At 49.6% G+C, this 23,171-nt stretch carries 22 protein-coding genes and 1 tRNA gene; 10 read left to right on the top strand and 13 right to left on the bottom strand.

All coding sequences use genetic code 11. The features are described from left to right. Positions 1–21: 21 nt before the first annotated feature. Together BMZ56_RS02380 and BMZ56_RS25540 are read left to right on the top strand one after the other, a co-directional pair. Entirely contained in the window at positions 22–327 is a 306-nt protein-coding gene (locus tag BMZ56_RS02380; RefSeq protein ID WP_090623710.1) for a DUF202 domain-containing protein, read from the top strand. Positions 328–359: 32 nt separating this feature from the next. Continuing rightward, the gene (locus BMZ56_RS25540; protein ID WP_177195004.1) at positions 360–521 is read left to right on the top strand and encodes a hypothetical protein; all 162 of its coding nucleotides are present in this window, start codon (positions 360–362) and stop codon (positions 519–521) included. A 55-nt stretch (positions 522–576) separates the two neighbouring features. Here BMZ56_RS25540 and BMZ56_RS02385 read toward each other — a convergent pair. The 6 genes from BMZ56_RS02385 to BMZ56_RS02410 all read right to left on the bottom strand — a co-directional run bounded on the left by BMZ56_RS02385 (position 577) and on the right by BMZ56_RS02410 (position 7,584). Further along, a tRNA-Leu gene (locus tag BMZ56_RS02385) sits at positions 577–660 on the bottom strand. A 147-nt stretch (positions 661–807) separates the two neighbouring features. After that, positions 808–1,173 carry a four helix bundle protein gene (locus BMZ56_RS02390; protein WP_090623712.1) on the bottom strand — a complete coding sequence of 122 codons (366 nt, stop codon included), beginning with the start codon at positions 1,171–1,173 and terminating at the stop codon, positions 808–810. Positions 1,174–1,245: 72 nt separating this feature from the next. Further along, positions 1,246–4,431: an efflux RND transporter permease subunit gene (locus BMZ56_RS02395; RefSeq protein WP_090623715.1), complete on the bottom strand. Its 3,186-nt coding sequence runs from the start codon at positions 4,429–4,431 to the stop codon at positions 1,246–1,248. A 40-nt stretch (positions 4,432–4,471) separates the two neighbouring features. After that, positions 4,472–5,638 (bottom strand): efflux RND transporter periplasmic adaptor subunit, encoded by a 1,167-nt coding sequence (locus BMZ56_RS02400; protein WP_245893044.1) that lies wholly within the window; start codon positions 5,636–5,638, stop codon positions 4,472–4,474. A gap of 7 nt (positions 5,639–5,645) precedes the next feature. After that, positions 5,646–6,980 carry a TolC family protein gene (locus BMZ56_RS02405; protein WP_090623718.1) on the bottom strand — a complete coding sequence of 445 codons (1,335 nt, stop codon included), beginning with the start codon at positions 6,978–6,980 and terminating at the stop codon, positions 5,646–5,648. Beyond that, positions 6,973–7,584, bottom strand: a complete 612-nt coding sequence (locus BMZ56_RS02410) for a TetR/AcrR family transcriptional regulator (protein WP_177195005.1) — start codon at positions 7,582–7,584, stop codon at positions 6,973–6,975. The genes BMZ56_RS02405 and BMZ56_RS02410 overlap by 8 nt, the downstream gene beginning before the upstream one ends. Before the next feature lie 267 nt (positions 7,585–7,851). Here BMZ56_RS02410 and BMZ56_RS02415 point away from each other — a divergent pair, with 267 nt between their 5' ends. The 4 genes from BMZ56_RS02415 (at position 7,852) to BMZ56_RS02430 (ending at position 12,589) form a co-directional block, all read left to right on the top strand. Then, complete coding sequence (locus BMZ56_RS02415; protein ID WP_177195006.1) at positions 7,852–9,252, top strand: DEAD/DEAH box helicase; 1,401 nt, start codon at positions 7,852–7,854, stop codon at positions 9,250–9,252. Between the two features lie 192 nt (positions 9,253–9,444). Beyond that, the gene (locus BMZ56_RS02420; protein WP_090623724.1) at positions 9,445–10,962 is read left to right on the top strand and encodes a malate:quinone oxidoreductase; all 1,518 of its coding nucleotides are present in this window, start codon (positions 9,445–9,447) and stop codon (positions 10,960–10,962) included. After that, complete coding sequence (gene pnuC, locus BMZ56_RS02425) at positions 10,962–11,561, top strand: nicotinamide riboside transporter PnuC (protein WP_090623727.1); 600 nt, start codon at positions 10,962–10,964, stop codon at positions 11,559–11,561. Before BMZ56_RS02420 ends, pnuC begins: the two co-directional genes overlap by 1 nt. After that, entirely contained in the window at positions 11,558–12,589 is a 1,032-nt protein-coding gene (locus BMZ56_RS02430; protein WP_090623730.1) for an acyl-CoA dehydrogenase family protein, read from the top strand. The genes pnuC and BMZ56_RS02430 overlap by 4 nt, the downstream gene beginning before the upstream one ends. Here the strand turns inward: BMZ56_RS02430 and BMZ56_RS02435 are convergent. After that, a complete protein-coding gene (locus BMZ56_RS02435; protein ID WP_090623733.1) occupies positions 12,586–13,083 on the bottom strand; it encodes a hypothetical protein in 498 nt (165 codons plus the stop codon). The genes BMZ56_RS02430 and BMZ56_RS02435 overlap by 4 nt on opposite strands. Positions 13,084–13,227: 144 nt before the next feature. Here BMZ56_RS02435 and ispE point away from each other — a divergent pair, with 144 nt between their 5' ends. Genes ispE through BMZ56_RS02450 form a run of 3 tightly spaced genes read left to right on the top strand, consistent with a single transcriptional unit; the run spans position 13,228 to position 15,123 of the window. After that, the gene (gene ispE, locus BMZ56_RS02440; RefSeq protein ID WP_090623736.1) at positions 13,228–14,031 is read left to right on the top strand and encodes a 4-(cytidine 5'-diphospho)-2-C-methyl-D-erythritol kinase; all 804 of its coding nucleotides are present in this window, start codon (positions 13,228–13,230) and stop codon (positions 14,029–14,031) included. A 14-nt stretch (positions 14,032–14,045) separates the two neighbouring features. Continuing rightward, complete coding sequence (locus BMZ56_RS02445; RefSeq protein ID WP_090623739.1) at positions 14,046–14,576, top strand: YdeI/OmpD-associated family protein; 531 nt, start codon at positions 14,046–14,048, stop codon at positions 14,574–14,576. A 19-nt stretch (positions 14,577–14,595) separates the two neighbouring features. Beyond that, positions 14,596–15,123: a peroxiredoxin gene (locus BMZ56_RS02450; RefSeq protein ID WP_218146433.1), complete on the top strand. Its 528-nt coding sequence runs from the start codon at positions 14,596–14,598 to the stop codon at positions 15,121–15,123. 39 nt (positions 15,124–15,162) lie between these two features. Here the strand turns inward: BMZ56_RS02450 and BMZ56_RS02455 are convergent, their stop codons facing one another. The 3 genes from BMZ56_RS02455 to xerD form a co-directional block, all read right to left on the bottom strand. Further along, positions 15,163–15,789 (bottom strand): hypothetical protein, encoded by a 627-nt coding sequence (locus tag BMZ56_RS02455; protein WP_090623743.1) that lies wholly within the window; start codon positions 15,787–15,789, stop codon positions 15,163–15,165. Between the two features lie 79 nt (positions 15,790–15,868). After that, on the bottom strand, positions 15,869–18,193 hold the full coding sequence (locus tag BMZ56_RS02460; RefSeq protein ID WP_090623746.1) for a TonB-dependent receptor: 2,325 nt from the start codon (positions 18,191–18,193) through the stop codon (positions 15,869–15,871). Between the two features lie 143 nt (positions 18,194–18,336). Beyond that, on the bottom strand, positions 18,337–19,230 hold the full coding sequence (xerD, locus tag BMZ56_RS02465; RefSeq protein WP_090623749.1) for a site-specific tyrosine recombinase XerD: 894 nt from the start codon (positions 19,228–19,230) through the stop codon (positions 18,337–18,339). A gap of 255 nt (positions 19,231–19,485) precedes the next feature. Here xerD and BMZ56_RS02470 point away from each other — a divergent pair, with 255 nt between their 5' ends. Beyond that, positions 19,486–20,358: a mechanosensitive ion channel family protein gene (locus BMZ56_RS02470; protein WP_090623752.1), complete on the top strand. Its 873-nt coding sequence runs from the start codon at positions 19,486–19,488 to the stop codon at positions 20,356–20,358. Here BMZ56_RS02470 and BMZ56_RS02475 read toward each other — a convergent pair. Genes BMZ56_RS02475 through BMZ56_RS02485 form a run of 3 tightly spaced genes read right to left on the bottom strand, consistent with a single transcriptional unit; the run spans position 20,355 to position 23,139 of the window. Then, entirely contained in the window at positions 20,355–20,945 is a 591-nt protein-coding gene (locus BMZ56_RS02475) for a riboflavin synthase (protein ID WP_090623755.1), read from the bottom strand. The two genes, BMZ56_RS02470 and BMZ56_RS02475, sit on opposite strands and share 4 nt — an antisense overlap. Before the next feature lie 8 nt (positions 20,946–20,953). Further along, positions 20,954–22,576, bottom strand: a complete 1,623-nt coding sequence (lnt, locus tag BMZ56_RS02480) for an apolipoprotein N-acyltransferase (RefSeq protein ID WP_090623758.1) — start codon at positions 22,574–22,576, stop codon at positions 20,954–20,956. 2 nt (positions 22,577–22,578) lie between these two features. Further along, positions 22,579–23,139: a PH domain-containing protein gene (locus BMZ56_RS02485; RefSeq protein WP_245893045.1), complete on the bottom strand. Its 561-nt coding sequence runs from the start codon at positions 23,137–23,139 to the stop codon at positions 22,579–22,581. Positions 23,140–23,171 lie beyond the last annotated feature (32 nt).

The following is a 23,171-nucleotide window of genomic DNA, read 5'->3' on the forward strand; positions in this document are numbered from 1 at the left end:
TTCACCAATATGCTTCAATAGATGAACAAGGATCTGATTTTACGCGAGCGTTTGGCTATTCAACGTACCATAATGGCTAATCAGTCTACTTTTTTGTCCTTCCTGCGGACATCCATGTATTTCGCCGTAGCCGGTGTATCCCTGGATCAATTGCTGAAACTGCCCGGAGGGCATATCTTTGAATATATTTTTCTTGTTATTTCCGCAGCCGTGCTGGTAGTAGGCGTCGTCAACTACTTTATCCAAAAAAGAAGAATTACGGAAAGTACAAAGCATATCGGTGACTATAAGTTTGAGTATGAACAGGGAGGCACATACAAAAACTAAACGATCTTATCGGCCGACTCGCCAACCAACCTATGGGTATACAAGCACATCAGCAGCTGCGGCACCCCGCTATCATGGCGGGTTTCCGGCACCTGATGGAAGACCTAGGGTACGCCGGCGGAGCCTCTGTTTATACAGGAGCGACCGAACCCCTGGGAGACCTTATCGTGAAACTTTTTGGCCGACGGGCTTAGCCTGTTGCAAGCTAACAAAAAAAGCGACTCTGTTTTAGAATCGCTTTTTCCTCTGTGCCCGGAGAGAGACTCGAACTCTCAAGGGACTGCTCCCAACGGCTTCTGAGACCGCAACGTTTACCAATTTCGCCATCCGGGCGGCACGCCACGAACCCTTATTCGGTTCGGGGAGTGCAAATATATGTTTTTAATTGTCAATTCTCAATGGTTAATTGTTAATTATCTTTATCCGTCTATTAATTGTCAATTCGCGATGGTTAATTGTTAATTATCCTGGCGCAGTCTGCTAATTGTTTGGCTTATTATTTTTGCTAGATACGATTATTCGGGTTATCAATTTAATTAACTCGGTAGCGTTTTTGTGAAGCCGCTCAAATTCTTGTATAGCTAGAAACGATGAAGCGTGAAGTAATTCCAACCAATACAGGGTTTCATTACACTCTTTTTGGGCAATTCCTAGTTTATGAATAAAGTCGGCTTTGCTTTCCGCTTGCTCCGCTTCACGATATAATGCCCCTATTGCCGTTCCAGACCGAAGCAATTGTTTACTCATCACAAATTCTTTCTTTTCCGAAACAAGATGCTTGTAGGTATTTACTATCTGTATCGCAAAAGCAAAACTTTTCTCTTTCAGTGGATTAGGTCTTCCCATTTTAAGCCGCTAGGAATTAACCATTAACCATTAACCATTAACCATTAACCATTAACCATTAACCATTAAAAATCACTCTTCCTCATCATCCGTATGCAACATATCCCGATGCTCTTCCGGTTTATAAGAAGCTTGGAGTTCCGCCAATTTCTTTTTGCCGTAGGCCACTTTGCTAATCAACACAAATAAAACCGGCACGATAAATATGGCGAATAGCGTAGCAATCAGCATACCTCCAAAAACTGTCCAGCCAATGGTTTGCCGCGCAATGGCACCCGCACCGGTCGAATACATCAACGGAACGATACCCAGGATAAAGGCGAATGACGTCATAATAATGGGACGCAGGCGCAGTTTCACCGCTTCTAGGGTTGCTTTCAAAAGTCCCATGCCGATATCCACCCGTTCCTTGGCAAATTCCACGATGAGGATCGCATTCTTGGCCGCCAAACCGATGATCGCCACCAAACCGATCTGAGCATAGATGTTGTTATCAAGGCGTGGCAGGAGGATGAGCACGAGGATGGCCCCGAATACCCCAAGTGGTACCGACAGCAGGATCGAAAACGGCACCGACCAGCTTTCATACAAAGCTGCCAAGAGCAGGAACACGAAGATGATACAAAGTCCAAAGATCATGATCGTCATGTTACCGGCTTCTTTTTCCTGTAAGCTAAGCCCCGAAAACTCGTACGTGAAACCGGCACCCAGTGTCTGCGCGGCGGTTTCTTCCAGCGCCCGTAATGCGTCCCCGCTACTATATCCGGGTGCGGCACCACCCATCAGGTCAATGGACCTGAAAATGTTGAAGTGGTTAATGATCGACGGGCTTTCGATAATTTCGTGAGATATCAAGGCGCTCAATGGCACCGGATTCCCCTGCTGGTTTTTTACGTACAGCTTGTTGATGTCTGAAATATCCATGCGGAACGTGGTATCGGCTTGGGTAACCACCCGGAAATTCCGACCGTACCGCGTGAAATCATTTACATAGCTGCTGCCAAGGAACGAAGAGATCGTACTGTAAACGTTGGAAACGGTTACGCCCATGCGCTTCGCCTGTTCACGGTCTACTTTCACCAAATAGTTAGGGGTACGTGAATTAAACAGCGTATAGGCCATGCCGATTTCCGGACGTTGGTTGACTGCCATCAGGAATTTACCCACCTGAGCTTCGAAATCTTTGATGTCGCCGCTGCGCTGGTCAATGAGCTGCATGCTGAATCCACCGCTGACACCCAAGCCGGGAATGGCAGGTGGCATAACGGGCATGATGGATGCCTGCTGAAAGCCTGCATACTTCCCTTGCAGGCTGGCCACGATCTCGGCAGCCGTGCGGCTGCGTTCATCCCAGGGAGCAAGTTGAACAAAGAATGTTCCCCCGTTGGGTTTGAACGACCTGTTCAACAGGTTGATACCCGAAATGGCCATAATGTTTCTGATTTCCGGATTTTCCCTCCGGAGTGAATCCGAGACTGCGTTCAGCAAGTCGGACGTACGTTCGGAGGATGCACCTTCGGGTAGCGTAACCCCCATCATGAATACCCCTGCATCTTCCGTGGGAATAAATCCCGTAGGCTTGGCATTGAACAATCCGATGGTGCCCACGTAGATACAAATCAATATAATAATGGCCAGGGGCGCACGCTTGATCGTCACCCGGACAGCGCTGGAGTAACGTTTCGTGACCCGCTCAAACCACGTGTTGAACTTATAGAACAGCCGGTTGATGCCTCTCGACTTTTCGTTGAATTGCGATGGCCTTAGTAACAATGAGCACAAAGCAGGCGTAAGGGAGAGGGCGATGAATGCGGAAAGCAATACCGATACGGCAATCGTAATGGCAAACTGTTGGTAGAGCTGCCCCACCATGCCCGGGATAAAGCCTACGGGCACAAACACAGCGGCCAGAATCAGCGCGATGGCGATTACCGGCGCCGTGATCTCTTTCATCGCTCGCCGTGTGGCTTCCGGTGCCGACAGCTTATCGTGGTCTATGTAGTGCTGCACCGCCTCCACCACCACGATGGCATCGTCCACCACAATCCCGATGGCGAGCACGAATGCCAGCATCGTCAGGTTGTTGATGGAAAAGCCAAACAGGTTGAAGAAAATGAATGTACCGATAATCGAAACAGGAATTGCTAATACAGGAATCAATGTAGCCCGCCAGCTTTGGAGAAAGATGAATACCACCAAGGTTACCAAAATCAGCGCTTCCACCAATGTGTGGAGCACGTTGCTGATGGACTCCTGAATCACCGACACGGTTTCATAGTTAATGACGTAATCCATGTCGCTCGGGAAGTTGGCTTTCAGTTGCTCCAGTGCGGCGTAGATACCCTCTGCGGTTGCCACGGCATTTCCGCCCGGCATCTGGTTTACCATCATACCCGAGGCGGTCAGTCCGTTGAGTTTGGTGGAGATGGAGTAGGCAAACTCGCCCAATTCCACACGGGCTACATCTTTGAGGTAAACAAGGGATCCATCGGCGTTGGTTTTGACGATGATCTGTTCAAATTGCTCCTCTTCGTTCAGGTCTCCGTCTAAGATAACCGGATACTCAAATACCTGTGTATTTACTTGAGGTCGTGCACCTACGCTACCACCCGGTATCCGGATGTTTTGCTCCTGAATGGCAACATTCACGTCTGCCGGCGTAAGCCCTAAGTTGGAGAGCTTGGTCGCATCCAGCCATACCCGCATACTAAACGGCTGGCCGAAGGCCATGACATCGCCCACGCCATTTACGCGCATCAGCGCGTCCCTGACATACAAGTTTGCGTAGTTGGCCAGAAATTTCTGATCGCGTGTGCCATTCGGCGAAATCAGCGAAATCATCATCAATACGTCCGTATTGGCCTTCCGGGTGATCACCCCCAGACGGCGTACGGCTTCGGGCAATGCAGGTTCGGCAATACCCACGCGGTTTTGTACGTCCAGCGTAGCGATATCGATGTCTGTGCCTACGTCAAACGTCACCGTGATGGACGCGCGCCCGTCGGATGTGCTGTTGGAGGTCATGTACGTCATCCCCGGCGTACCGTTAATCTGGCTTTCAATAAGCGTTGTTACGGTCTGTTCCACGGTCTGTGCATCGGCACCGGTATACGTCGCCTGCACCTGTACGGTGGGGGGGGAGATATTGGGGTACTGACTGACAGGGAGGGTGCTGATCGAAATGACACCTATCAACGTGATCAGGATGGAGATAACGATGGAGGTGACGGGTCTTCTTATGAATACTTCTGAAATCATGTTGTTTCTGTCCTAAATGCGTGATGGTCTTCGTTCCGCCTTATTTTTTTTCGGCAGATTGGGTTACTTGTACCTTGGCTCCAGGCCGCAGGTTGATGGTGCCATCGGTTACCACCTGTTCACCGCCTGATAGTCCTTCGTTGATCACAACGCGATCTGCTACTTTCAACCCCAGCCGTACACCTCGTTGCTCGACGGTGCTGCTGTCTGTCAATACATACACGGACGTCTGTCCAAGTTGCTCGATAACGGCGCGGTATGGGATGACCAATTGCTTTGATTCCGATTGCCTGCGCACCTGTACGGTGGTGGCCATTCCGGCTCGCAATAGTTCATCTGGATTAGCGAAACTTGCGCGCACAGTAATGGTGCCCGTGTTGCGGTCCACCGCACGGTCGATAGCAATAAGCTTACCCGGATGGGAATAGGCTTGTCCCCCGGGCAACGTGATCGAGATGATGGAATCACGCACCACGGCGTCCGAATGGCGCAGTGCATTAAAACGTGGGATCTCACGTTCGTTCACCGGAAAATCTACTGCAATGGGGTCTACGGATGAAATACGGTTAAGTAACGTCGACCCGGCCGATACCAATGCACCCATACGAACCGCTGAAATGCCGATGGTGCCGCTGAACGGAGCAATGATAACTGCCCGGTTAAGGTTGGTCTGGGCAGTGGTTAGTGCTGCCCGGGCCGAAGCCACCTGGGCCTGAGCATTGTTGAAATCGGTTTCTGCATAATCCAGCGTCTGCTTAGCAATGGCATCCTGTTCGGCCAGTTTCCGATAACGCTCCACATCCCGCTGAAGGCGGGCAAGGTTGGCTTCGGCAATGGCGAGGTTGGATTTTGCTTGTTCTACATCGGCCGCATAACGGGTGCGGTCTATCTCGTAGAGTTTCTGGCCTTTGGATACCGATGCGCCATCCGCAACGAAGATACCTGTGATGTATCCGCTTACCTCCGCACGCAGTTCGGTTTCATTTAAAGCTACCACATTGCCGGGATAGCTGTCCATTCCGACAACCACTTCTTCGGTAACCGGTGCCGTTGTCACGGGAATGGCTTGTTGGCCGGGGGCCTGTTTCTGCGTTTGGTTGCTGCAAGCAGCAACGAACCCTGCTCCGGCCAAGAGCATTGCTGCGAGACTATATTTGTTCATGCTGGTCATTTTTACGGTATTCGTAGTTGTTTTAAGTTCTTCCATATGTGGGTTAATTGTCAATGTCTACAGTTCCCAATGCGCGCTGTACATCCAGCTTGCCAGCTAAGACAGCAAACAGGGCGTTGAGGTAACTGATCTGTGTGGTGCGCAGATCGGTTTCGGCGGTCATCAGATCCAGGTATGTTTTGATACCTTCATCGTATTGAAGTTTGATGGTGTTATACACATCCTCCGAAAGGGCTACGTTTTCACGTGCAACCCGCCAGTCGTTTAAGTTGGCCTGGTAGGTGGCAAGTGCCATCTCATATTGGGTATTGATCTGGTTTTTCAGGTTCACCATATCCCAGTCGATGCGTGTTTCCTGAAGCTTGGATCTCCGGATTTCGTGGATGCGCTTCCCGCCTTGGAAAATGGGTATGTTCAACGTAAGACCGAACACGGAGCGGGGAAAGTTGCCATCGAACATTTCCGGAAACCGATTGCCCCTGAAATCCCAGGCATAATTGTAAAACGCCGATAAGCTGGGTAAAAACGTCCATTTATTGTATTGCGTATTCAGCTGCTGGAGTTGTTTCACTGTCTGCAACTGCCTGAATTCAACCCGCTCGTTATAATCGACGGTCAACGTCGTGTCCAACAAGATTTCACTTTCCATGGCTGCACCGTCAAACGACAGGTCCATCGGCTGGTCGGCGGATAGGCCGATCAGCTCTTTCAGGAATGCATATTTATAGGTGAGCAATTCGCTAACGCGCTTTTGCTCGGCGAGGGTATTGCTCAGCGTAATCTGCGCACGTTTGAAGTCTGTTTTGTCAACGATACCGGTCTCATACCGCGCCTTCGCATCGTTGAGCTGCCGTTGGATACGTTGGATGTTTTCTTGGATGATGTTGAGCTGCTCTTCACTGGTAAGGATGTCGTAATAGGCCTTGCTGACTTCGACAACCGTGTTGATGCGGCTGTTTTCTGTATTGAGTGTGTTTTGCTGCCGGATAAAACGTGCGGCCTTGGACGCTTGTATCAACCCCGGATTGAGTAGCTGCTGATCTGCCTGGAATACGGCGGCGCTTACGTGCTTTTGACCTAGCTGAATAACATTGCCCCCGATCACGTTTGTCGGTATCTTTACATTATAATTGTACGTACCCGTAGCATTTATCTGGGGAAACCAGCCCGAAAGGGCAGAAGCGATTTCTTCTTCACCGATTTCCTCGTCAATCAGGGCTTGGTGTACGGACGGACGGTTTTCCAGGGCATAGCTGATAACATCTTGCAGGGTTGCCTTTGCAGGCAATGACGGTTGGTTCTCCTGTCCGAAAGCAAACGAGAGGACAAGGGAGAAAGTAATTGAAAGGGCTAGTTTATTTCGCAATTTTCTATACATGTTGTTCTGTCTGAAAAGATTCTTTTTTTATGCCATCCCAAATGATCGTTACCATTTCGTTCATAGACGATTCATCGAACGAGTAATGACCGTTGGTGTGCCGTTTGGCGGTAGCGGTTACCGTTCCAATGAACGCAGCGCTCAGAATGTTGATGTCCAAGGGCTTGATGTGCTCTTCATCGATACCCAACTGCAGGAAATTAGACATTTCATTTTGCATTTGCACGCCACAGTTCCGTTCATGGACCGCTTCGGCGTACGGCGACGAGAAAAACTGTTCCATGAAACTGAGTACTTCGGGATATTCGATGTAAAAATTCACCAGGTTAATCCAGATGGCCACGAAGCGCTCCGGATATGGAAAGGATTGTTCCGCCGTTTTGAACATCGCATTCCCGATACGGTGCTTGCAATGCTTGAATAGCTCGATAATCAGCTCATCTTTCGATGAAAAATAGTGATAAATGGTTCCGGTTGCTACGCCTGCATCCTGTGCAATCTGGCTCATCGGGCTTCCATGGAAACCCTGCTTCATCACCAGTCGTAGTGTGCTTTCGAAAATAGCACCTTTTTTCTCTGCGGTATGTTCCAATTGAACGTTCATTCGGTCGGCAAAGGAACGCATTATTCGCGAAAAATCGATGGCGATATGGTTTGTTAACGGAAATTTGACATTGAAGTCTGGCTGTTGGATTAAAAGGTTTCATCCTGACGATTCCGCAAAGTCGCGGTTTCGCAAAGTCGCAGTTTTGCAATTCAGCACCTTAGCAATTCCGCAACTCAGCAACTCTGCAAGAAAATCCTCGAAAATTGTGTACTTTTGCACCATCATTGGTACAAACATTGGTATAAATAAATTAATTTACATACGTTGATATTTACCGATTTTAATTTTGACAGCAACCTTTTTGAAGGTCTGAATAGCATGGGTTTCAAAACGCCCACCCCCATACAAGCAGAAACGATTCCGATTATCCAAGAACAGCACGATCTGATCGCCTGCGCACAGACAGGTACGGGAAAAACTGCATCCTATCTGCTTCCGGTAATGGATGCGATATGCCGCATCGATCAGCGTCCGCCGATCAGCGCGTTGATACTGGCACCCACGCGTGAGCTGGCGATGCAGATCGACCAGCAGGTCGAAGGCCTCGCGTACTTCACCGGCATTACGTCTATCGCCATTTATGGCGGGGGCGACGGGATTGGCTACGAACAGCAGCGGAGGGCGCTTCGCGAAGGGGTGGATATCGTAATCGCTACACCCGGAAGGCTCATTGCGCATATCAGTTCGGGTATCGTCCGGTTGGATGAGATCAAATTCCTGGTGCTTGATGAGGCCGACCGCATGCTGGACATGGGATTCAAAGATGACATCAACCGGATTGTACGTCAGCTGCCCACCGAGCGGCAGACCATGCTCTTTTCGGCAACCATGCCGCCTAAAATCAGGACATTTGCCAAAACGCTGTTGAAACAACCCAAGCAAGTAAACATCGCAATTTCCAAGCCTGCAGAAGGTATTCTTCAGCAGCAATATCGGGTAGGTGACGGACAGAAAACGCCGTTGCTGAAACAAATTCTTCAAAGTGGGAATTACCGGAGCGTGATCGTGTTTTCGTCTACCAAAGAAAAGGTGAAAAGTTTGGGCAGGGAGCTGACCCGACTGGGGCTGACTGTGCAGCCTTTTCACTCCGACCTAGCGCAGGAAGAGCGGGAACAAATACTTCTCCGGTTCAAAAACAAGCAACTTCCGATATTGATCGGAACTGATGTGCTGTCCCGGGGGATTGACGTGGAAGGCATCGATCTGGTGGTGAATTACGATGTACCACCCGATCCCGAAGATTATATACACCGTGTAGGCCGTACCGCTCGTGCGGAACGGACGGGTACCGCTATCACTTTTGTTAACCATCGCGATCAGCGCCGCTTCCTTGCCATAGAACGGTTAATGGACAGAAAGGTAGAAGAGACAGCCTTACCGGAAGGGATCGAAAGCGATGCTGGCATTCCGGATCAGGCACAGCCGAAACGCGGGAGTCGTCATCCGAGGAAAAATCGGAAATCCGGCAGTAAATCCGGTCGTAAGTCGACCCACGCCGATCAGCCGAAAGGGGAAAGCACCGATGGTAATGCGCCTGCAATAGCTGATGCAGCAACCGAGGGAGCGCCCAAGAAAAAGAAAAAGCGGCGCTTTAAGAAACAAAATAAAGATCAAGCACCCAACACTCCCGAAACGACGGGTGGGCCGGCCAGCCAAGCATCTTAATTAATTGCCGGCAATTGCTGAGTTTCGGTACTCATCTCCCGGAAAAATTCAAAGAGACGCTTCCCCGGGAATGTCTTGCAGGAGTTATTGAAAGCGATCGCTGATAATCTTATTGTTAAAATTTTGTAATTAATGTTAGAAAGTTGGCGATTTTCTGAATTCTGTCACTAATTTTGCGGCAATTTTAATAGAATGGGTAAAAGAATAAAAAAAACCGCCGATGAGGTGGATGTCATTCTTATCGGCGCGGGCATCATGAGTGCCACCCTCGGCACCTTAATTAACGAATTGCACCCCCGTGCAAGTATTGAAATCTTTGAGCGATTGGATGAGGTAGCTGCCGAAAGTTCCGATGCGTGGAACAATGCCGGGACGGGGCATTCGGCCCTTTGCGAACTCAATTACACACCTCAACGCCCCGATGGGTCCGTCGATATCACCAAGGCCATCAAGATTGCGGAGTCATTTGAGCAATCGAAGGAATTTTGGTCGTACCTTGTTGCCAATGGCTTGGTAGACCGCCCGGAAAGCTTTATCCGTAGCATTCCGCATATGAGCTTTGTGTTTGGTAAGGAAAATGTCGCCTTTCTTAAAAGACGGTTCGAGACGATGAAAGAGCACCATCTCTTTCAGGGAATGGACTATACAGAAGACCATGCGCTGCTAAAGGAATGGATTCCATTGATGATGGAGGGACGAACCAAAAAAGAATTGCTGGCAGCGACGAAGATCGACATCGGTACCGATGTCAATTTCGGCGCATTGACGCGAGCCCTGTTTCGTCACCTGATGGAAAAGGAAGGTGTGAAACTCCGGCTGGCACATGAAGTACGTGATATCGAACGGGCAGCTGACGGGCGCTGGGAGGTAACGGTGAAAAACCTGACTACCGATCGGAAGCGTACGGTAACCGCCAAGTTTGTGTTTATCGGCGCAGGAGGTGGGTCGCTACTGCTGCTGGAGAAGTCGGGTATACCGGAAGCGAAAGGTTTCGGTGGGTTTCCCGTAAGCGGGCAGTGGCTGAAGTGCACTAATCCCAGTGTCATCGCGCAGCACCATGCAAAGGTATACGGAAAAGCGGCGGTAGGGTCACCCCCCATGTCGGTGCCCCACTTGGATACGCGTGTCATCGACGGCAAATTGGCCCTTTTATTCGGGCCTTACGCGGGCTTCTCTACCAAATTTCTCAAAAATGGCTCGTGGCTTGATTTACCGGCATCCATTAAGCTTAACAACATCCGCCCGATGCTGGCAGCCGGTATGGATAATATTCCGTTGACTAAATATTTGATTAATCAGGTGCGTCAAAGCCCAGAGGACCGGCTGGAAGCATTGAGGGAATACGTGCCCACCGCACGTATGGAAGATTGGGAACTCGAAATTGCCGGACAACGTGTACAGGTGATCAAAAAAGATGAGAAACATGGCGGTATCCTGGAATTCGGTACCGAGGTCGTAAGCAGTGCGGATGGTTCCATCGCCGCGTTGCTGGGTGCTTCGCCCGGCGCATCTACGTCTGTTTCTATTATGGTCGACCTGCTCGCACGATGCTTTCCGGAACGAGCCAAAACCGCTCAGTATCTGAGTAAATTACAGGAAATGATCCCTTCCTTCGGTCAATCCATTGCCAATAACGAACAGCTGTGCCGGGAAACTCGCGAGCGTTCGACAGCGATCCTGAAACTCGAACCCACCCTCGAATCCGTTTAATGGTAGGGGCGGTGCTTACGACCGACTGGTTCTTTCTTCTCCAGCTCATTGGAGTCATTTGTGGCGTTGTGCAGGTATTGCTAGCGAAAGCCAACAAAGTAATGCTGTATCCGTTCGGGATTGCCAGTATTTTGATTACGCTTTATGTGCTGTACGAGGCGGGGCTGTATGCCGAAATTCTATTGAACCTGTATTACCTGACGATGAGTATCTACGGATGGGCTTATTGGGTAACACGCAAAGACGAGCCACCGGTGAAGGCGGATTACTCGGGTAAGAAGGAATGGATCGTTGCAATTGGCATCGTTGCCGTTGGTTTTCCGCTATTGTACTACACATTGATTCATTTCACCGATTCAACGGTACCAGCATGGGACGCTTGGGTGAGCGCCACTGCATGGGCTGGCATGTGGCTATTGGCCAAACGCAAAATTGAAAATTGGGTATGGCTCAACATCAGCAATGCAATAGCTATTCCGTTACTCGTCTATAAAGGGCTACATTTGTATGCTTTATTGACCCTGTTTTTGTTTATCGTGGCTATTTTCGGTTATTTCGAGTGGAAACGTATCATTCGTGGAGAAAAGGCACTTACATGATCGCTGAAGAACTTGTACATCAACTGCGTAATCTGTCAGACCGCGCCGAGGTCGATGGCCGGCTTATACCGGAGCAATTGGATATCATTTACAACCAGCGTTGGTTTAAGCTCTTTGTACCGCGGTGTTATGGTGGACTGGAATTGACGGCGCCTGAAGGGATACGGCTGGAAGAGGAACTGGCGTGGATAGACGGCAGCTTGGGATGGACGGTGACCCTCTGTGCCGGAGCTAACCTGTTTGTGGGGTACATGCAACAGCCCACTGCACAAGCGCTGTTTGCCGACCGAACCGTTTGTCTCGGGGGAAGTGGCCATGCGTCGGGAACGGCTACGTTAGCAGACAACGGCTACCGGGTATCCGGAAAGTGGCGCTATGCAACCGGAGCGCCACATTTAACCCATTTTACAGCCAGTTGTATCGTAGAGCACGATGGCGAAACTGTATTGGATAAAGCGGGAAATCCCGTAGTTAAGTCGTTTTTCTTTTCGAAGGATGATGTGCGGATTGTGGAAGATTGGCCCGCATTCGGATTGAGAGCCACGGCCAGCCACTCCTTTGAGGTATCTGACCTTTGGGTAGACGAAACGCATGCGTTCGTCATCGCTCCCCAATATGCCACGCTCGATCAGCTGATCTATCAATACCCTTTTTTGCAATTCGCGGAAGCGACACTCGCGGCCAATACGTTGGGTATGGCGCGTCATTTTATCTCTTGCGCGGAGGATTTAATCAAAGACCCGATGGTTAAACTAGCCGAAAACGTGCAGGCAAAACTCTCCGATACAAGTGCGTCATTTTATCAGGCGGTTGATACATCGTGGAGTGAATTGGTGGAGAAAGGACAACCGTCTTCAGCAGTTCTCCATACGGTAAGTGACCAAAGTCGGAAGCTGGTACGCCTTTGCCATGAACTGGTGACGTTGCTGTATCCGTATACCGGGCTGGCTGCTGCAGACGCTTCCACTGAAATAAACCGCATATGGCGCGATCTGTTTACTGCCAGCCAGCACAGCCTCCTCCGTTAGTCTGCCACACAGTCCACAGGCTCGTACATCACCGAAAAATCACTGGTGTCGCGTGTGACTTGCCGGCCGCTAGCTGCGTCTACCGATAAGGGTTTCTGCATGAGTTTACCGTCCCGTAATGCAAACACCACCCGCATCGTGTCCTGACTACCTTCTTGCATAAACGTCCATACCAGATCGAGTACGCCGTCTTCGGCTTTACCCAGCACCGTGCCCCGACGCGCATCCTTTTCGGCCGGAATGATATTGTAAACCCCGCTAACCGTTTCTTTTCGGATCGCCAATTGGATATAGGACGAATCCTGTTGCTGGGTCCCCTCTGTCCGAAGAAAGCAATATTTCTGCTCCTGATCCGCTGGAAGCGGCTTTTCCGCGCGCGAGAGCGTATCACCCGTTGTGCGCTGTTCGGTTTGTGCGCTGTTTTGACAGGAAAGGAAACCGCAGGAAAGGAAACCGACTATACAAAATAGGCCGAAATAGGAGCGTAGATTCATTGTTCAATGTTGCTGTTCCGTCTAGTAACAACTGACGCTGCACATTGTTTGCAGGCAATCATCCAAAGATGCGAGATTTGTGTGGTGAACCTGTATATTTGTGATCGAGGGTACATAAGGTTCCCTTTGCTAACTGAAATTTAGATGATCGCTTTTGCTAATGCCAAAATCAATATCGGCTTGCAGGTGCTCAGCCGCAGAGAGGATGGATACCATCAGCTCGAAACGGTCTTTTATCCACTGAAGATGTATGATGTGCTAGAGGTCGTCGAAGCCACCGATACACGCTTTATCCCTTCTGGGATACCGATTCCCGGGGATGCGAAAGACAACCTATGCCTGCGCGCTTACCGGTTGCTTGCAGAAGCCTACGATTTGCCTCCAGTGTGCATTTACCTCCATAAAACCATCCCCATCGGTGCAGGATTGGGAGGAGGCTCGGCAGATGCCGCGTTTCTCCTAACGTTGCTGAATGACAAGTTCGAACTGGGACTCGCCGAGTCCCAGTTGCTCGGCTATGCGCGCCGGTTGGGAGCTGACTGTGCTTTCTTTATCCGTAACACGCCGGTATTGGCCACAGGAATCGGAGATGTCTTTGAGGACATCGAGGTAGATCTATCGGGCTATCACGTGGTAGTGGTAAAACCCCCGGTGCATGTTTCAACAGCGGAGGCCTATCGGGCGGTTACGCCAGATCCGGCCAGCCGCCAGTTGAAATCGGCCATCAGCCATCCCGTGGCCACGTGGCGCGATGCGATCGTTAACGATTTCGAAGCAGGTATTTTTGCGGTACATCCTGTAATTGCAACCATTAAAGAGAATTTATACCAAAGCGGGGCACTGTTTGCCTCCATGAGTGGCAGTGGTTCGGCGGTGTATGGATTGTTTAACAAATCCGTTCAACTGACTGAATTAGAGGTTGATAATAAAGTGTTTTATATCGAATAACGAAGGGTGTTAGTATGGTGGAATTTCGGGCACTTATAGAACGATCTGGACATCAACAAGGTCCGGCGATGACGGGGTGGGCTTATATCGATGTGCCGCAAACCATTTCCGAGCAATTGAAGCCCGGTTGCCGACAGGTCTATCGGGTGCGGGGGGAGATTGATGGACAGTCTTTTTCTGGACTGGCCCTTATGCCCAAAGGGGAAGGTGTTTTTATCCTGGCCATCAACGGCACCATGCGAAAGATGCTGAAAAAGGGCGTAGGGGATTTTCTCTCCCTCCGGTTGGAGGAAGACCGGGAATTTGTAATCGAGATACCCGAAGATCTGGAAATATGCTTGTCGGACGATGAAGGGAATTTGATGGAGCGATTTAAGGCATTGCCCAAATCGCATCGTAATTATTTCCTTAATCACATCAATGGCGCTAAAACAGAACCTACCCGCGCCAAGCGCATCGCTATGACGGTGGAAGCCATGGCAATGGGGCTCGATTTTGGTGCGATGATCCGGCTCGATAAAGCAAGGAGGCAACGTGGCGAATAAACTGGGAAACATCATCTTAATGGCAATGGTATCAGCCAGTGTGGCTGTAGCATGTGCACAGGAGCATGATGCAAAATCGAATCGTATGGAAACATTGGAAATCGGGGATCAAGTGCCCCATTTTGTCCTAAAGGACCAGAATGGCCACGAAGTAGCTATTGCAGATTACATCGGTAAGGAAAAACTGGTCATCTATTTTTATCCGAAAGATGAAAGTCCGGGTTGTACCAAAGAAGCTTGTGCGTTCCGCGATAGTTTTGCCGACTATACCGATGCCGGCGCCAAGGTCATCGGTATCAATTCAGGAAGTGCCGAAAGCCACAAGGCATTTGCGGAAAAACACCGGCTCCCCTTTACATTACTCAGTGATCCCGGTAACCGGGTGCTGAAGCAGTTCGGTGTGAAGAATGTACTTTTTCTTACCGGGCGTGAAACGTTTGTAGTGGGACTTGACGGAAAAATTGCTTTTAACTACCGGGCATTGATGAATGCGGCAGAACATAATGATAAAGTGTTGGATTTCTTGAATAAAGGTAACGTCAGATAATCTTTGTCTTAATCCGACGTCACCTTTGTTTCAATCAGATTATTCGTGATCGTGGTCGTCATGATCGCCATCGACCACGTGGATTTCTACGTTCAGGTCAAGGTCGTTCACTCCGCTGAATTGCGTATAGTTAGGATTGTTCCAATCGTCGGGGGTGATATTGGCTTTTACCCCTTCATTTAAGTGACGCAGTACAACGTTAAACGTAAACGAGTCCGATGGTTTCAACACATGTAGATAACCCGTTACGCCGACCTGCTTGTTGTCAGCATCGGCATATTGGTAGTCTAGCACGCCTTCCGGAGCACCAAGGAAGAAAATCTGGTGAATATCGGAATCGTCCAAGAACTCTTGTTCAGCACCTTCTCGGCCTACGAAATCCGTGGCACTGAGCGTAAGGCGGTAAGTTTTCCCAGCATCCAGGTGTAGATGGACACCCACCGGAGGTAGTCCGTCTTCGTCAAATGTTACTTCCACAATTTCCGGATCTTCCAGGTCGTGGGCATGATCGTCATGCCATTCAACTTCCGTAAATGTCAACGTTGCCGAGCCGATTTCTTCTTGAGGGACTTCCGGTTCTGGATCGTCTTTGCTGCATGAGGATGTAAACGCTAGAAATCCTGTAGATAAAAGCAGAACAAACAGGGATTTAAAAGGGTGTTTCATAACTAATCAATTAAATTATTGTAAACAGCTTATTTATATTTATTTTTATAACTATCTTAAAAATAGGGTGATATGATTATTAAAATGAATAAGACAGCCGGATACTGATCTCCCGACCTAGTCCATGACTATAATAGCGGAATCTGTTCATGTACTCTTTATAAAGTTCATTGAATAAATTGTTTATGGACATACCCACTTCCAGGGGGTGATTGCCCAGGGCAAGCTGACTGCCTGCATATGCTGAGAAAATATGATAAGCTGGGGGTGGTGGCGCATAATCCGTACCCGGCTCGTATCGGTTTTGCTTTAACACCCATTGGTGTGCAAACGTAACGTAAGTGTTGCTGGTCACCTTGCTGTTCAGCGGTAGCTGCCAGCGCAGGCGGTGGTCAAACCGGTCGGATGGAATGTAAGGCAGGTATACATCGTTGGTTATATCGCGCGCACGGATAATCGAAGCATTAAGGGTATAATTCACACGGTCTAATAACGTGTATTGGAAAGAAAAATCTGCACCCAAAAAAGTAGCATGGGTCTGTTTATATCGGAATACCGGAAATGTTCCCCGGATCGTCTGTAAGAATTCGCCGGGCGATGGCTGTGCATAAATGTAATCCTGGATATACTGTGCGTAGAGGTCGAAGTCGACGGTTACCGCACCGCGCGCATAGGATGGACTAACCACCCATTTGTATCCGTGTTCGCTACTCAGTTCCGCGTCGCCGATTTCGTAAAGTGCCGCGCCGTGGTGCAGTCCGTTGCTGTACAACTCATTTGCATTGGGTGCACGCCAGGCGAGGCCGATGTTGCTGCGCAATTGCCATTCCGCCGCGGGGTGCCAGACACCACCGAAGGAACCACTCACATTGTGGAAATCACGTCGGCCACCGTACAGATGCTGGTACTTGTCGAAGCCGGCTGCATCAAAGTTTTTAAAATCATAACGGATACCCAGTTCCCACTCATGCCTTTCCCTGATGAGCCGTTGGATCGCAAAAAGTCCGCCCGTGAAACTGTCGTAGTTAGGGATAAGAGGAGTGTTCAACGTGCCGGGTACATTGTTGTTGACCTGCAGTGTTAGGTTCGTGCCCACCTGGGTACGCCAGTTGGCATAAAGCGGTGTTTGGTAGTTTGCATCGAGTGTTTGGGTGGTAAGCACCATATCCAGCATGGGCAACGCATCCCTGCCTCCACGGCGGATGTCATATTCTTGTCGGTGGTTGCGCTGAATGCCGTATTGAATGTCTGAACTTCCTCCACGGACATCATCGCGGTGCCATTTAAGCTTACCGAGGTCATGTATGACACGCTGCCGGGGTGCACCGATGTCATAGGTGAACGGGTAGGTCTCAAAAGGTCTGCCCGCTTCGACACGCGCCTGTATGTCGTCAACAGTACCGACATGTGCACCGGTGAAAATACCGAGTGAAGTATAGAAACGACTGTAATATGCCTCGAAGACAGATTGCGTATGAGTATAGCGTAACGCGCCGGAAGCGTTGTATTCAGCCAGCCCGGTATTGCCCACGTAATAATCGGCGGTGCGTACATTGCCGCTCCGTTTGGCAGTGCCCTGTACGCGCCAGGCGAACCCCGGAATAGCTTTAACGCCCGATTGCAGCATCCCCGATAGTACACCGCCGCGACCGTTCGTCTGATAGATAGTGTTCAGTTCGCCAGACAAATGGGGATCGATGGGCAGGGGAGCGGGCGCGGTGATGATAACCCCACCGATCGCATCCGCGCCATAGCGAACCCCCTCGGCTCCCTTTACCAGTTTGAAATCTTTGGCAACAAACGGATCGATTTCTGGAGCATGCTCGCTGCCCCATTGCTGCCCTTCTTGCCGGATACCGTTATTCAGGATGACGATGCGGTTGCTGTGCATGCCGTTGATCACCGGTTTTGCAATCGTTGTGCCGGTTTGGAGCATACTCACTCCCGGTAGTGTGCTGAAAATATCAGCCAGCGTTTTGCCTTGCACCTGTGCCACCTGCTCACGGGCAACGGTCCGTACGGGATTCGCGGTAGACACGGTTTGCTGATGACCCACCACATTCACATCGTGCAATAGAATATGACCGTGATGGAGCTTGAGTGTAAGTGTTTCGTCTTTTTCAACCGGAACTTCCGTAACGAGGCTGTCAAATCCTACACTGGTCGCCGTAATCGTGTAGTAGACATCTCCGCAAAGCTGTGAAAACCGAAAATACCCATGTCCGTCGGAACGTAGTTGCTGCGTACCGGGACTGATTTTCAAGGTTACGCCCGATAGGGGGAGTTGCGTATCGCTATCCACCACCCGGCCTCGGATGGTAAAGGTACATGTAGAAGTTTGAGCATAGCCTGCCGTAAGAGATAAGCCAACTATAATAAAAGTAAATAGCGTTTTGAGCTGCATCTGCGTTCGTTATCAACGGCGACAAATTTCAACATAGTTGCGTTAATATCCAAATTAAATGCAACAAAGTTTATTTTAATGATCAATGGTTACTCGTAAATTGTTAATTCCTGGCAGGTCCCATTAACCATTAACCATAACCATTAAGAGCGTGGATGGTATTGTATAATGACAGACCGTAGGTAATCCCGGTCTATATGCGTGTAGATTTCGGTAGTTGTAATGCTTTCGTGTCCAAGCATTTCCTGTACCGCGCGAAGGTCAGCACCACCCTCTACGAGGTGGCTGGCAAAGGAGTGGCGGAAGGTATGCGGACTGATTTTTTTTGTCAACCCGATTTTCGCCGCTAGGTCTTTGATGATAATGAATACCATTACCCGGGTCAATGGCGATCCCCGACGGTTCAGGAATACGAAATCGTTGCAACCCGGTTTGATTTTTTGGTGTACGCGTGTTTCTTCCAGGTAAATATGAAGGTATTTGGCAGCTTGTGTACCAATGGGCACAAGACGTTCTTTGCTTCCTTTGCCTTCGACTTTGATAAATTCCACGTCAAGAAACAGGTTGGAAATTTTGAGGCCCACCAATTCGCTCACCCGGAGGCCGCAGCCATACAGCACTTCGAGCATGGCCTTGTTACGCATCCCTTCGGCCGCCGATAGGTCTATGGCGCCAATGAGGCTATCGATTTCCGTGATATTAAGAATATCGGGTATCTTGCGCCCTAAGCGCGGTGCTTGGATAAGTGCCGTGGGATTTTCAACCAATCCATGCTCCAGCGCCATAAAAAGATAAAACGTCTTGATGCCGGAAAGGATGCGAGCTTGGCTATATGCAGAAAGTCCGAATCCGTTAATCCACGTAAGGAAATCCTGTAGTTGTGATGGAGTAATGGCTGGGGGTTGTATATCTTGTGGCTCTGCAAACTGTTGTAGTTTGGTTACATCATCTAGGTATGCCTCCACCGTGTTGGCAGACATGGCGCGCTCCAATTGGAGGTAATGTTTGAAGCCGTTGATAGTGGTTTTCCAATCCATGGTCACCGTTCAGTGAATCGGGAGTGTTTATTTATTTCCAGTTTTTAGATCGATTTATACAAAAATAAGAAACAATCCGATGATATCCAAAGTATCCGGATTGTATCTGGGTCGTATTTGTATTTCACGTCTGCTGCAGCGCAAGCCTTGTTGAGACGCAAGCAAAGCGCAGCGGATCCTAGCTTGCGAGCGGCAGGCTGAAAGACCAAATCAGCACCTTCGCTAATTCATTCCGATTTCTTAATTTTACAGTCTATGGAAAAAATGGAACTTGCACTGGACCGGATCATTGAAGCGGTAATGTCGCGGATACCAGGTCTGATACTCGCGATCATCCTGTTGTTCGTGGGGGGCTGGTTTATCCAGCTCATTCTGAAAATCCTTCGCAACCGGTTTGAGCGGCGGAATGTAGATCTTTCGCTCCGCGATTTTGTGGCCAGCATCGTCAAGTTCATCTTGTACACCATGCTTATCATTTCGGTAGCCTCGATGGTAGGAATCCAGACTACCTCGTTCGTCGCTGTTCTGGGTGCAGCTAGTTTGTCCATCGGTCTAGCCCTTCAGGGCAGTCTTTCCAATTTTGCGGGTGGTGTACTGATCTTGCTTTTCCGCCCATTCCGGGTGGGGGATTACGTAAGCAGTGCTGCCGGTGCATCGGGGACGGTGGAAAAGATCGATATTCTTTACACGACGTTGCGGACGGCCGACGGCATTGCCGTATTCGCGCCCAATGGGCCGTTGGCCAATTCGGTGATCACCAATTATTCCAGCATCACCAAAAGGCGTATCGAGTATAAAATCGGTATCAGCTATGAATCCAACATCAAGGAGGCGCGGGAAGTCATTTTAGCGGTGCTGAAAGCCGATAGTCGGATAATGGGGACGCCAAAGCCGGAGGTCCATGTCGGGGAATTGGCCGATAGTTCCGTCAATCTGATCATCTGGGCGTGGGCACCAAAAGATGCGTATTGGAACGCGTATTGTGATAACTTTGAAGAGATAAAGAAGGCGCTTGATTCCAACAACATCACCATTCCCTATCCCCAGCAGGAAATGCGTATCGTCAATGCTGCCTCAACGGGGAATCCGTTTGACGGTGGCGATCCGAAAGATGAACGGAGCGCTTAACGGCGCATTTCCATCAAGCGAGCCACGTATTTCCCGACAATGTCAAATTCGAGGTTGACATCGTCGCCCGGTTTTACTTCTTTGAGGTTAGTATGCTCGTACGTATACGGAATGATCGCGACGGAAAATTGATTGTGTTGTGAATTCACCACCGTAAGACTGATGCCATTGACCGTGATGGATCCTTTCTCTACCGTTACATTACCCGGCGCATCGTCGTAATGGAAGGTGTACAACCAACTGCCCCGTTGATCTTCCACAGATAAGCAGCGCGCGGTCTGGTCTACATGTCCCTGTACGATATGACCGTCCAATCGGTCGCCTACTTTGGTGCAGCGCTCGAGGTTAACTTCACTCCCCATCTGCAAGCTGTCCAGATTGCTTTTAAGCAGGGTCTCCGCAATAGCGGTGACTATATGTTCGCCGGGTGATACGCCGACCACCGTCAGGCAAACTCCGTTGTGCGACACACTCTGGTCGATCTTCAGTTCGTCCGCTAACGAAGATGCAATGGTTATGTGCAGGTTGCCTGCCTCGCGGTCGAGGTGTGATACGGTGCCGATGGTTTCAATGATGCCTGTGAACATGTACAAAGTTACCGATTATTTTTACGTTTTGCGAGTGCGAACAGGATCATGAGACCGAAAGCCAAGCTACCTCCACATCCTGCATAGGCAAAATAATCTCCTGTTTTGACATAAAATGTGATTTCTTCATTAAGGTTGATGTCTTGTTTGATGGCGGTAGATACCCACCATTTGGTTCTTTGCACCGCATCACCGCGTTGATTGATGAATGCAGAAATACCTGTATTGGCCGACCGAGCCACCCAACGGCGTGTCTCAATCGCCCGCAATTTGGCGTAGGCGAGGTGTTGGTCCTTGCCCGCCGTGTCACCCCACCAGCCATCGTTGGTAACGATGGCAATGAACTGAGCGCCCTGTTCGATGTACTTCGCTACATAGTCGCCCCAAATCGATTCATAACAAATTACAGGTGCCGCACCGATACCGCTCTGTGAATAGAAAACCGATGGCTTGTCCTGCCGGCCATAACTTCCGGTGGTACCTCCGAATCCCTTAAAAAGGGGTTTCATGAAGGCTAATGCTCCTGCAAACGGAAACTGCTCGGCACCTGCAACCAGTTTCGATTTGTGATAGTATTGTAATTTTGCCGAATTTTCGATGAGCACAGCCGAATTAAAGGCATCGTAATAGACGCCATCGAAGGCACGTGCCGTAGATGTTTGCGGACTGTTGTAAATCCGGTATCCCTCGATGCCCGAAAGCACGTTCCCGTTTTTATAAGTATCCAAGAATTGTTGGATGTGCAAAAAGGTGGGATGTTCGTAAAAGCGATCCTCGTCAAAACCACCCTGCCGGGCAATGGCCGTTTCTGGCCAGATAAAGAATTCCGTATTTGGCTGGGCAATGGATTCGGATAGCCTGATAAGATTGTCTAGCTGCGATTCCGGTGTCAGAAAGGTGAATTTGCCATAGGGATCGATATTTGGTTGTACAACCACCACATTAGAGGGGTTTTCACGTTCTTCATAGGTGGTATACCGCCACAATGACCAAAAAGAGGGTACGCCGATCAGCACAATTACCGCAACCAGCAGTTTCCGCCGGTGTGAACGCGCAAAACCGTCACGCGCAGATAAGATTGATAGAAATAGCAAGATGTTGAGCGCCCAAATCCATACAGTACCGCCGTATACGCCCGTGTATTCATACCATTGTATCAGCTGATGTGTATTGGCAAAGCCGTTGCCCAACGTCATCCACGGGAACGCAAGGTCCCACGTCTGGTGCAGATATTCGTAGGCAATCCAAAAACAAACCAGCCCCGTAAGTGACCATCCGATGGGATAGCACTTGCGCAATTGGTAATATAAGCGGAAAGCGAGCGCCATCAACAATGCGGCCAAGCAGAACGGAATGAGGGAAACAAATGCGGCAGCATACACGGGCATCACCGCATTCATCGCATTGAATACCCAGTAGATCGAGGCGGTGTTCCATACCACCCCTGTCAGTCCGCCCAACCAAAACACTTTCATACCCTTTTTCCGGTAATCGCCCCGCATAACGTTCTCCAGGGCAAATAATAGCGGAATAAACGCAACCCATAGGAGGGGGGCGGTGTAGGGGATGGGGGGCCATGCCAACCACAGGAGAAAAGCACTCAGCAGCGCCAATAAATAATTCTTTTTCACGGTTAAAGTTGGGATAAGAGTTCGCTTTTCTTGTTTTCGTATTCCTCCTGCGTAATCAGCTGCCGCTCAAACAATGATTTCAGCTTTTTCAGCCGGAGCGTAAGCTCGTCATCGGTCTCAACGGGTGCTACGATCTTCACGTGGGGTTCTTCGATGTTTTGCGCTTCCGCCGTCCGTTGCCTGTCACGGGCTTCTTGACCCAGCTGGTAGAGTTTTCGCGCTTGGCTCTTGGGGATGTGGCTCATCTCCAACGGATCGGCTTCCGAAAGTGTCACAGACAATTTTGAGCTGAGTAAGCCTTCTTTAAATGTGATGTCAATGACATCATCCAACGAGAAGATATCAAAATCCGTGGCGAGTCCGAGTTTGGTAGACCGGCAGAAAAAAATATGCTTGTCAGTCAGGGCGATACTATCGGGAAACAACGTCACCGCAGGCATTTTCTGCACAGCGACATAACGTACCTGTTCTTCTTCAGCCAGCATGTCCTGCAGCTTCAACAACAATTTTTCTACTACTTTGGGATCCTGTCCGTCGTTGATGTACCGATCAATGTTCATCATCTTGCCCGATGTCTATTCGATATTTCTGCTTG

Origin of the sequence: Parapedobacter indicus, assembly GCF_900113765.1 — a bacterium.
Classification (GTDB): domain Bacteria; phylum Bacteroidota; class Bacteroidia; order Sphingobacteriales; family Sphingobacteriaceae; genus Parapedobacter; species Parapedobacter indicus.

Coding starts and splice junctions, on each gene's coding strand:
- BMZ56_RS02435 (WP_090623733.1), bottom strand. CDS start 13,083: ATGAATCTACGCTCCTATTTCGGCCTATTTTGTATAGTCGGTTTCCTT.
- BMZ56_RS02380 (WP_090623710.1), top strand. CDS start 22: ATGAACAAGGATCTGATTTTACGCGAGCGTTTGGCTATTCAACGTACC.
- BMZ56_RS02430 (WP_090623730.1), top strand. CDS start 11,558: ATGATCGCTGAAGAACTTGTACATCAACTGCGTAATCTGTCAGACCGC.
- BMZ56_RS02395 (WP_090623715.1), bottom strand. CDS start 4,431: ATGATTTCAGAAGTATTCATAAGAAGACCCGTCACCTCCATCGTTATC.
- BMZ56_RS02390 (WP_090623712.1), bottom strand. CDS start 1,173: ATGGGAAGACCTAATCCACTGAAAGAGAAAAGTTTTGCTTTTGCGATA.
- BMZ56_RS25540 (WP_177195004.1), top strand. CDS start 360: ATGGGTATACAAGCACATCAGCAGCTGCGGCACCCCGCTATCATGGCG.
- BMZ56_RS02445 (WP_090623739.1), top strand. CDS start 14,046: ATGGTGGAATTTCGGGCACTTATAGAACGATCTGGACATCAACAAGGT.
- BMZ56_RS02450 (WP_218146433.1), top strand. CDS start 14,596: ATGGCAATGGTATCAGCCAGTGTGGCTGTAGCATGTGCACAGGAGCAT.
- BMZ56_RS02400 (WP_245893044.1), bottom strand. CDS start 5,638: ATGGAAGAACTTAAAACAACTACGAATACCGTAAAAATGACCAGCATG.
- ispE (WP_090623736.1), top strand. CDS start 13,228: ATGATCGCTTTTGCTAATGCCAAAATCAATATCGGCTTGCAGGTGCTC.
- BMZ56_RS02420 (WP_090623724.1), top strand. CDS start 9,445: ATGGGTAAAAGAATAAAAAAAACCGCCGATGAGGTGGATGTCATTCTT.
- BMZ56_RS02460 (WP_090623746.1), bottom strand. CDS start 18,193: ATGCAGCTCAAAACGCTATTTACTTTTATTATAGTTGGCTTATCTCTT.
- BMZ56_RS02410 (WP_177195005.1), bottom strand. CDS start 7,584: ATGAACGTTCAATTGGAACATACCGCAGAGAAAAAAGGTGCTATTTTC.
- BMZ56_RS02455 (WP_090623743.1), bottom strand. CDS start 15,789: ATGAAACACCCTTTTAAATCCCTGTTTGTTCTGCTTTTATCTACAGGA.
- BMZ56_RS02405 (WP_090623718.1), bottom strand. CDS start 6,980: ATGTATAGAAAATTGCGAAATAAACTAGCCCTTTCAATTACTTTCTCC.
- BMZ56_RS02470 (WP_090623752.1), top strand. CDS start 19,486: ATGGAAAAAATGGAACTTGCACTGGACCGGATCATTGAAGCGGTAATG.
- BMZ56_RS02485 (WP_245893045.1), bottom strand. CDS start 23,139: ATGATGAACATTGATCGGTACATCAACGACGGACAGGATCCCAAAGTA.
- xerD (WP_090623749.1), bottom strand. CDS start 19,230: ATGGATTGGAAAACCACTATCAACGGCTTCAAACATTACCTCCAATTG.
- BMZ56_RS02475 (WP_090623755.1), bottom strand. CDS start 20,945: ATGTTCACAGGCATCATTGAAACCATCGGCACCGTATCACACCTCGAC.
- pnuC (WP_090623727.1), top strand. CDS start 10,962: ATGGTAGGGGCGGTGCTTACGACCGACTGGTTCTTTCTTCTCCAGCTC.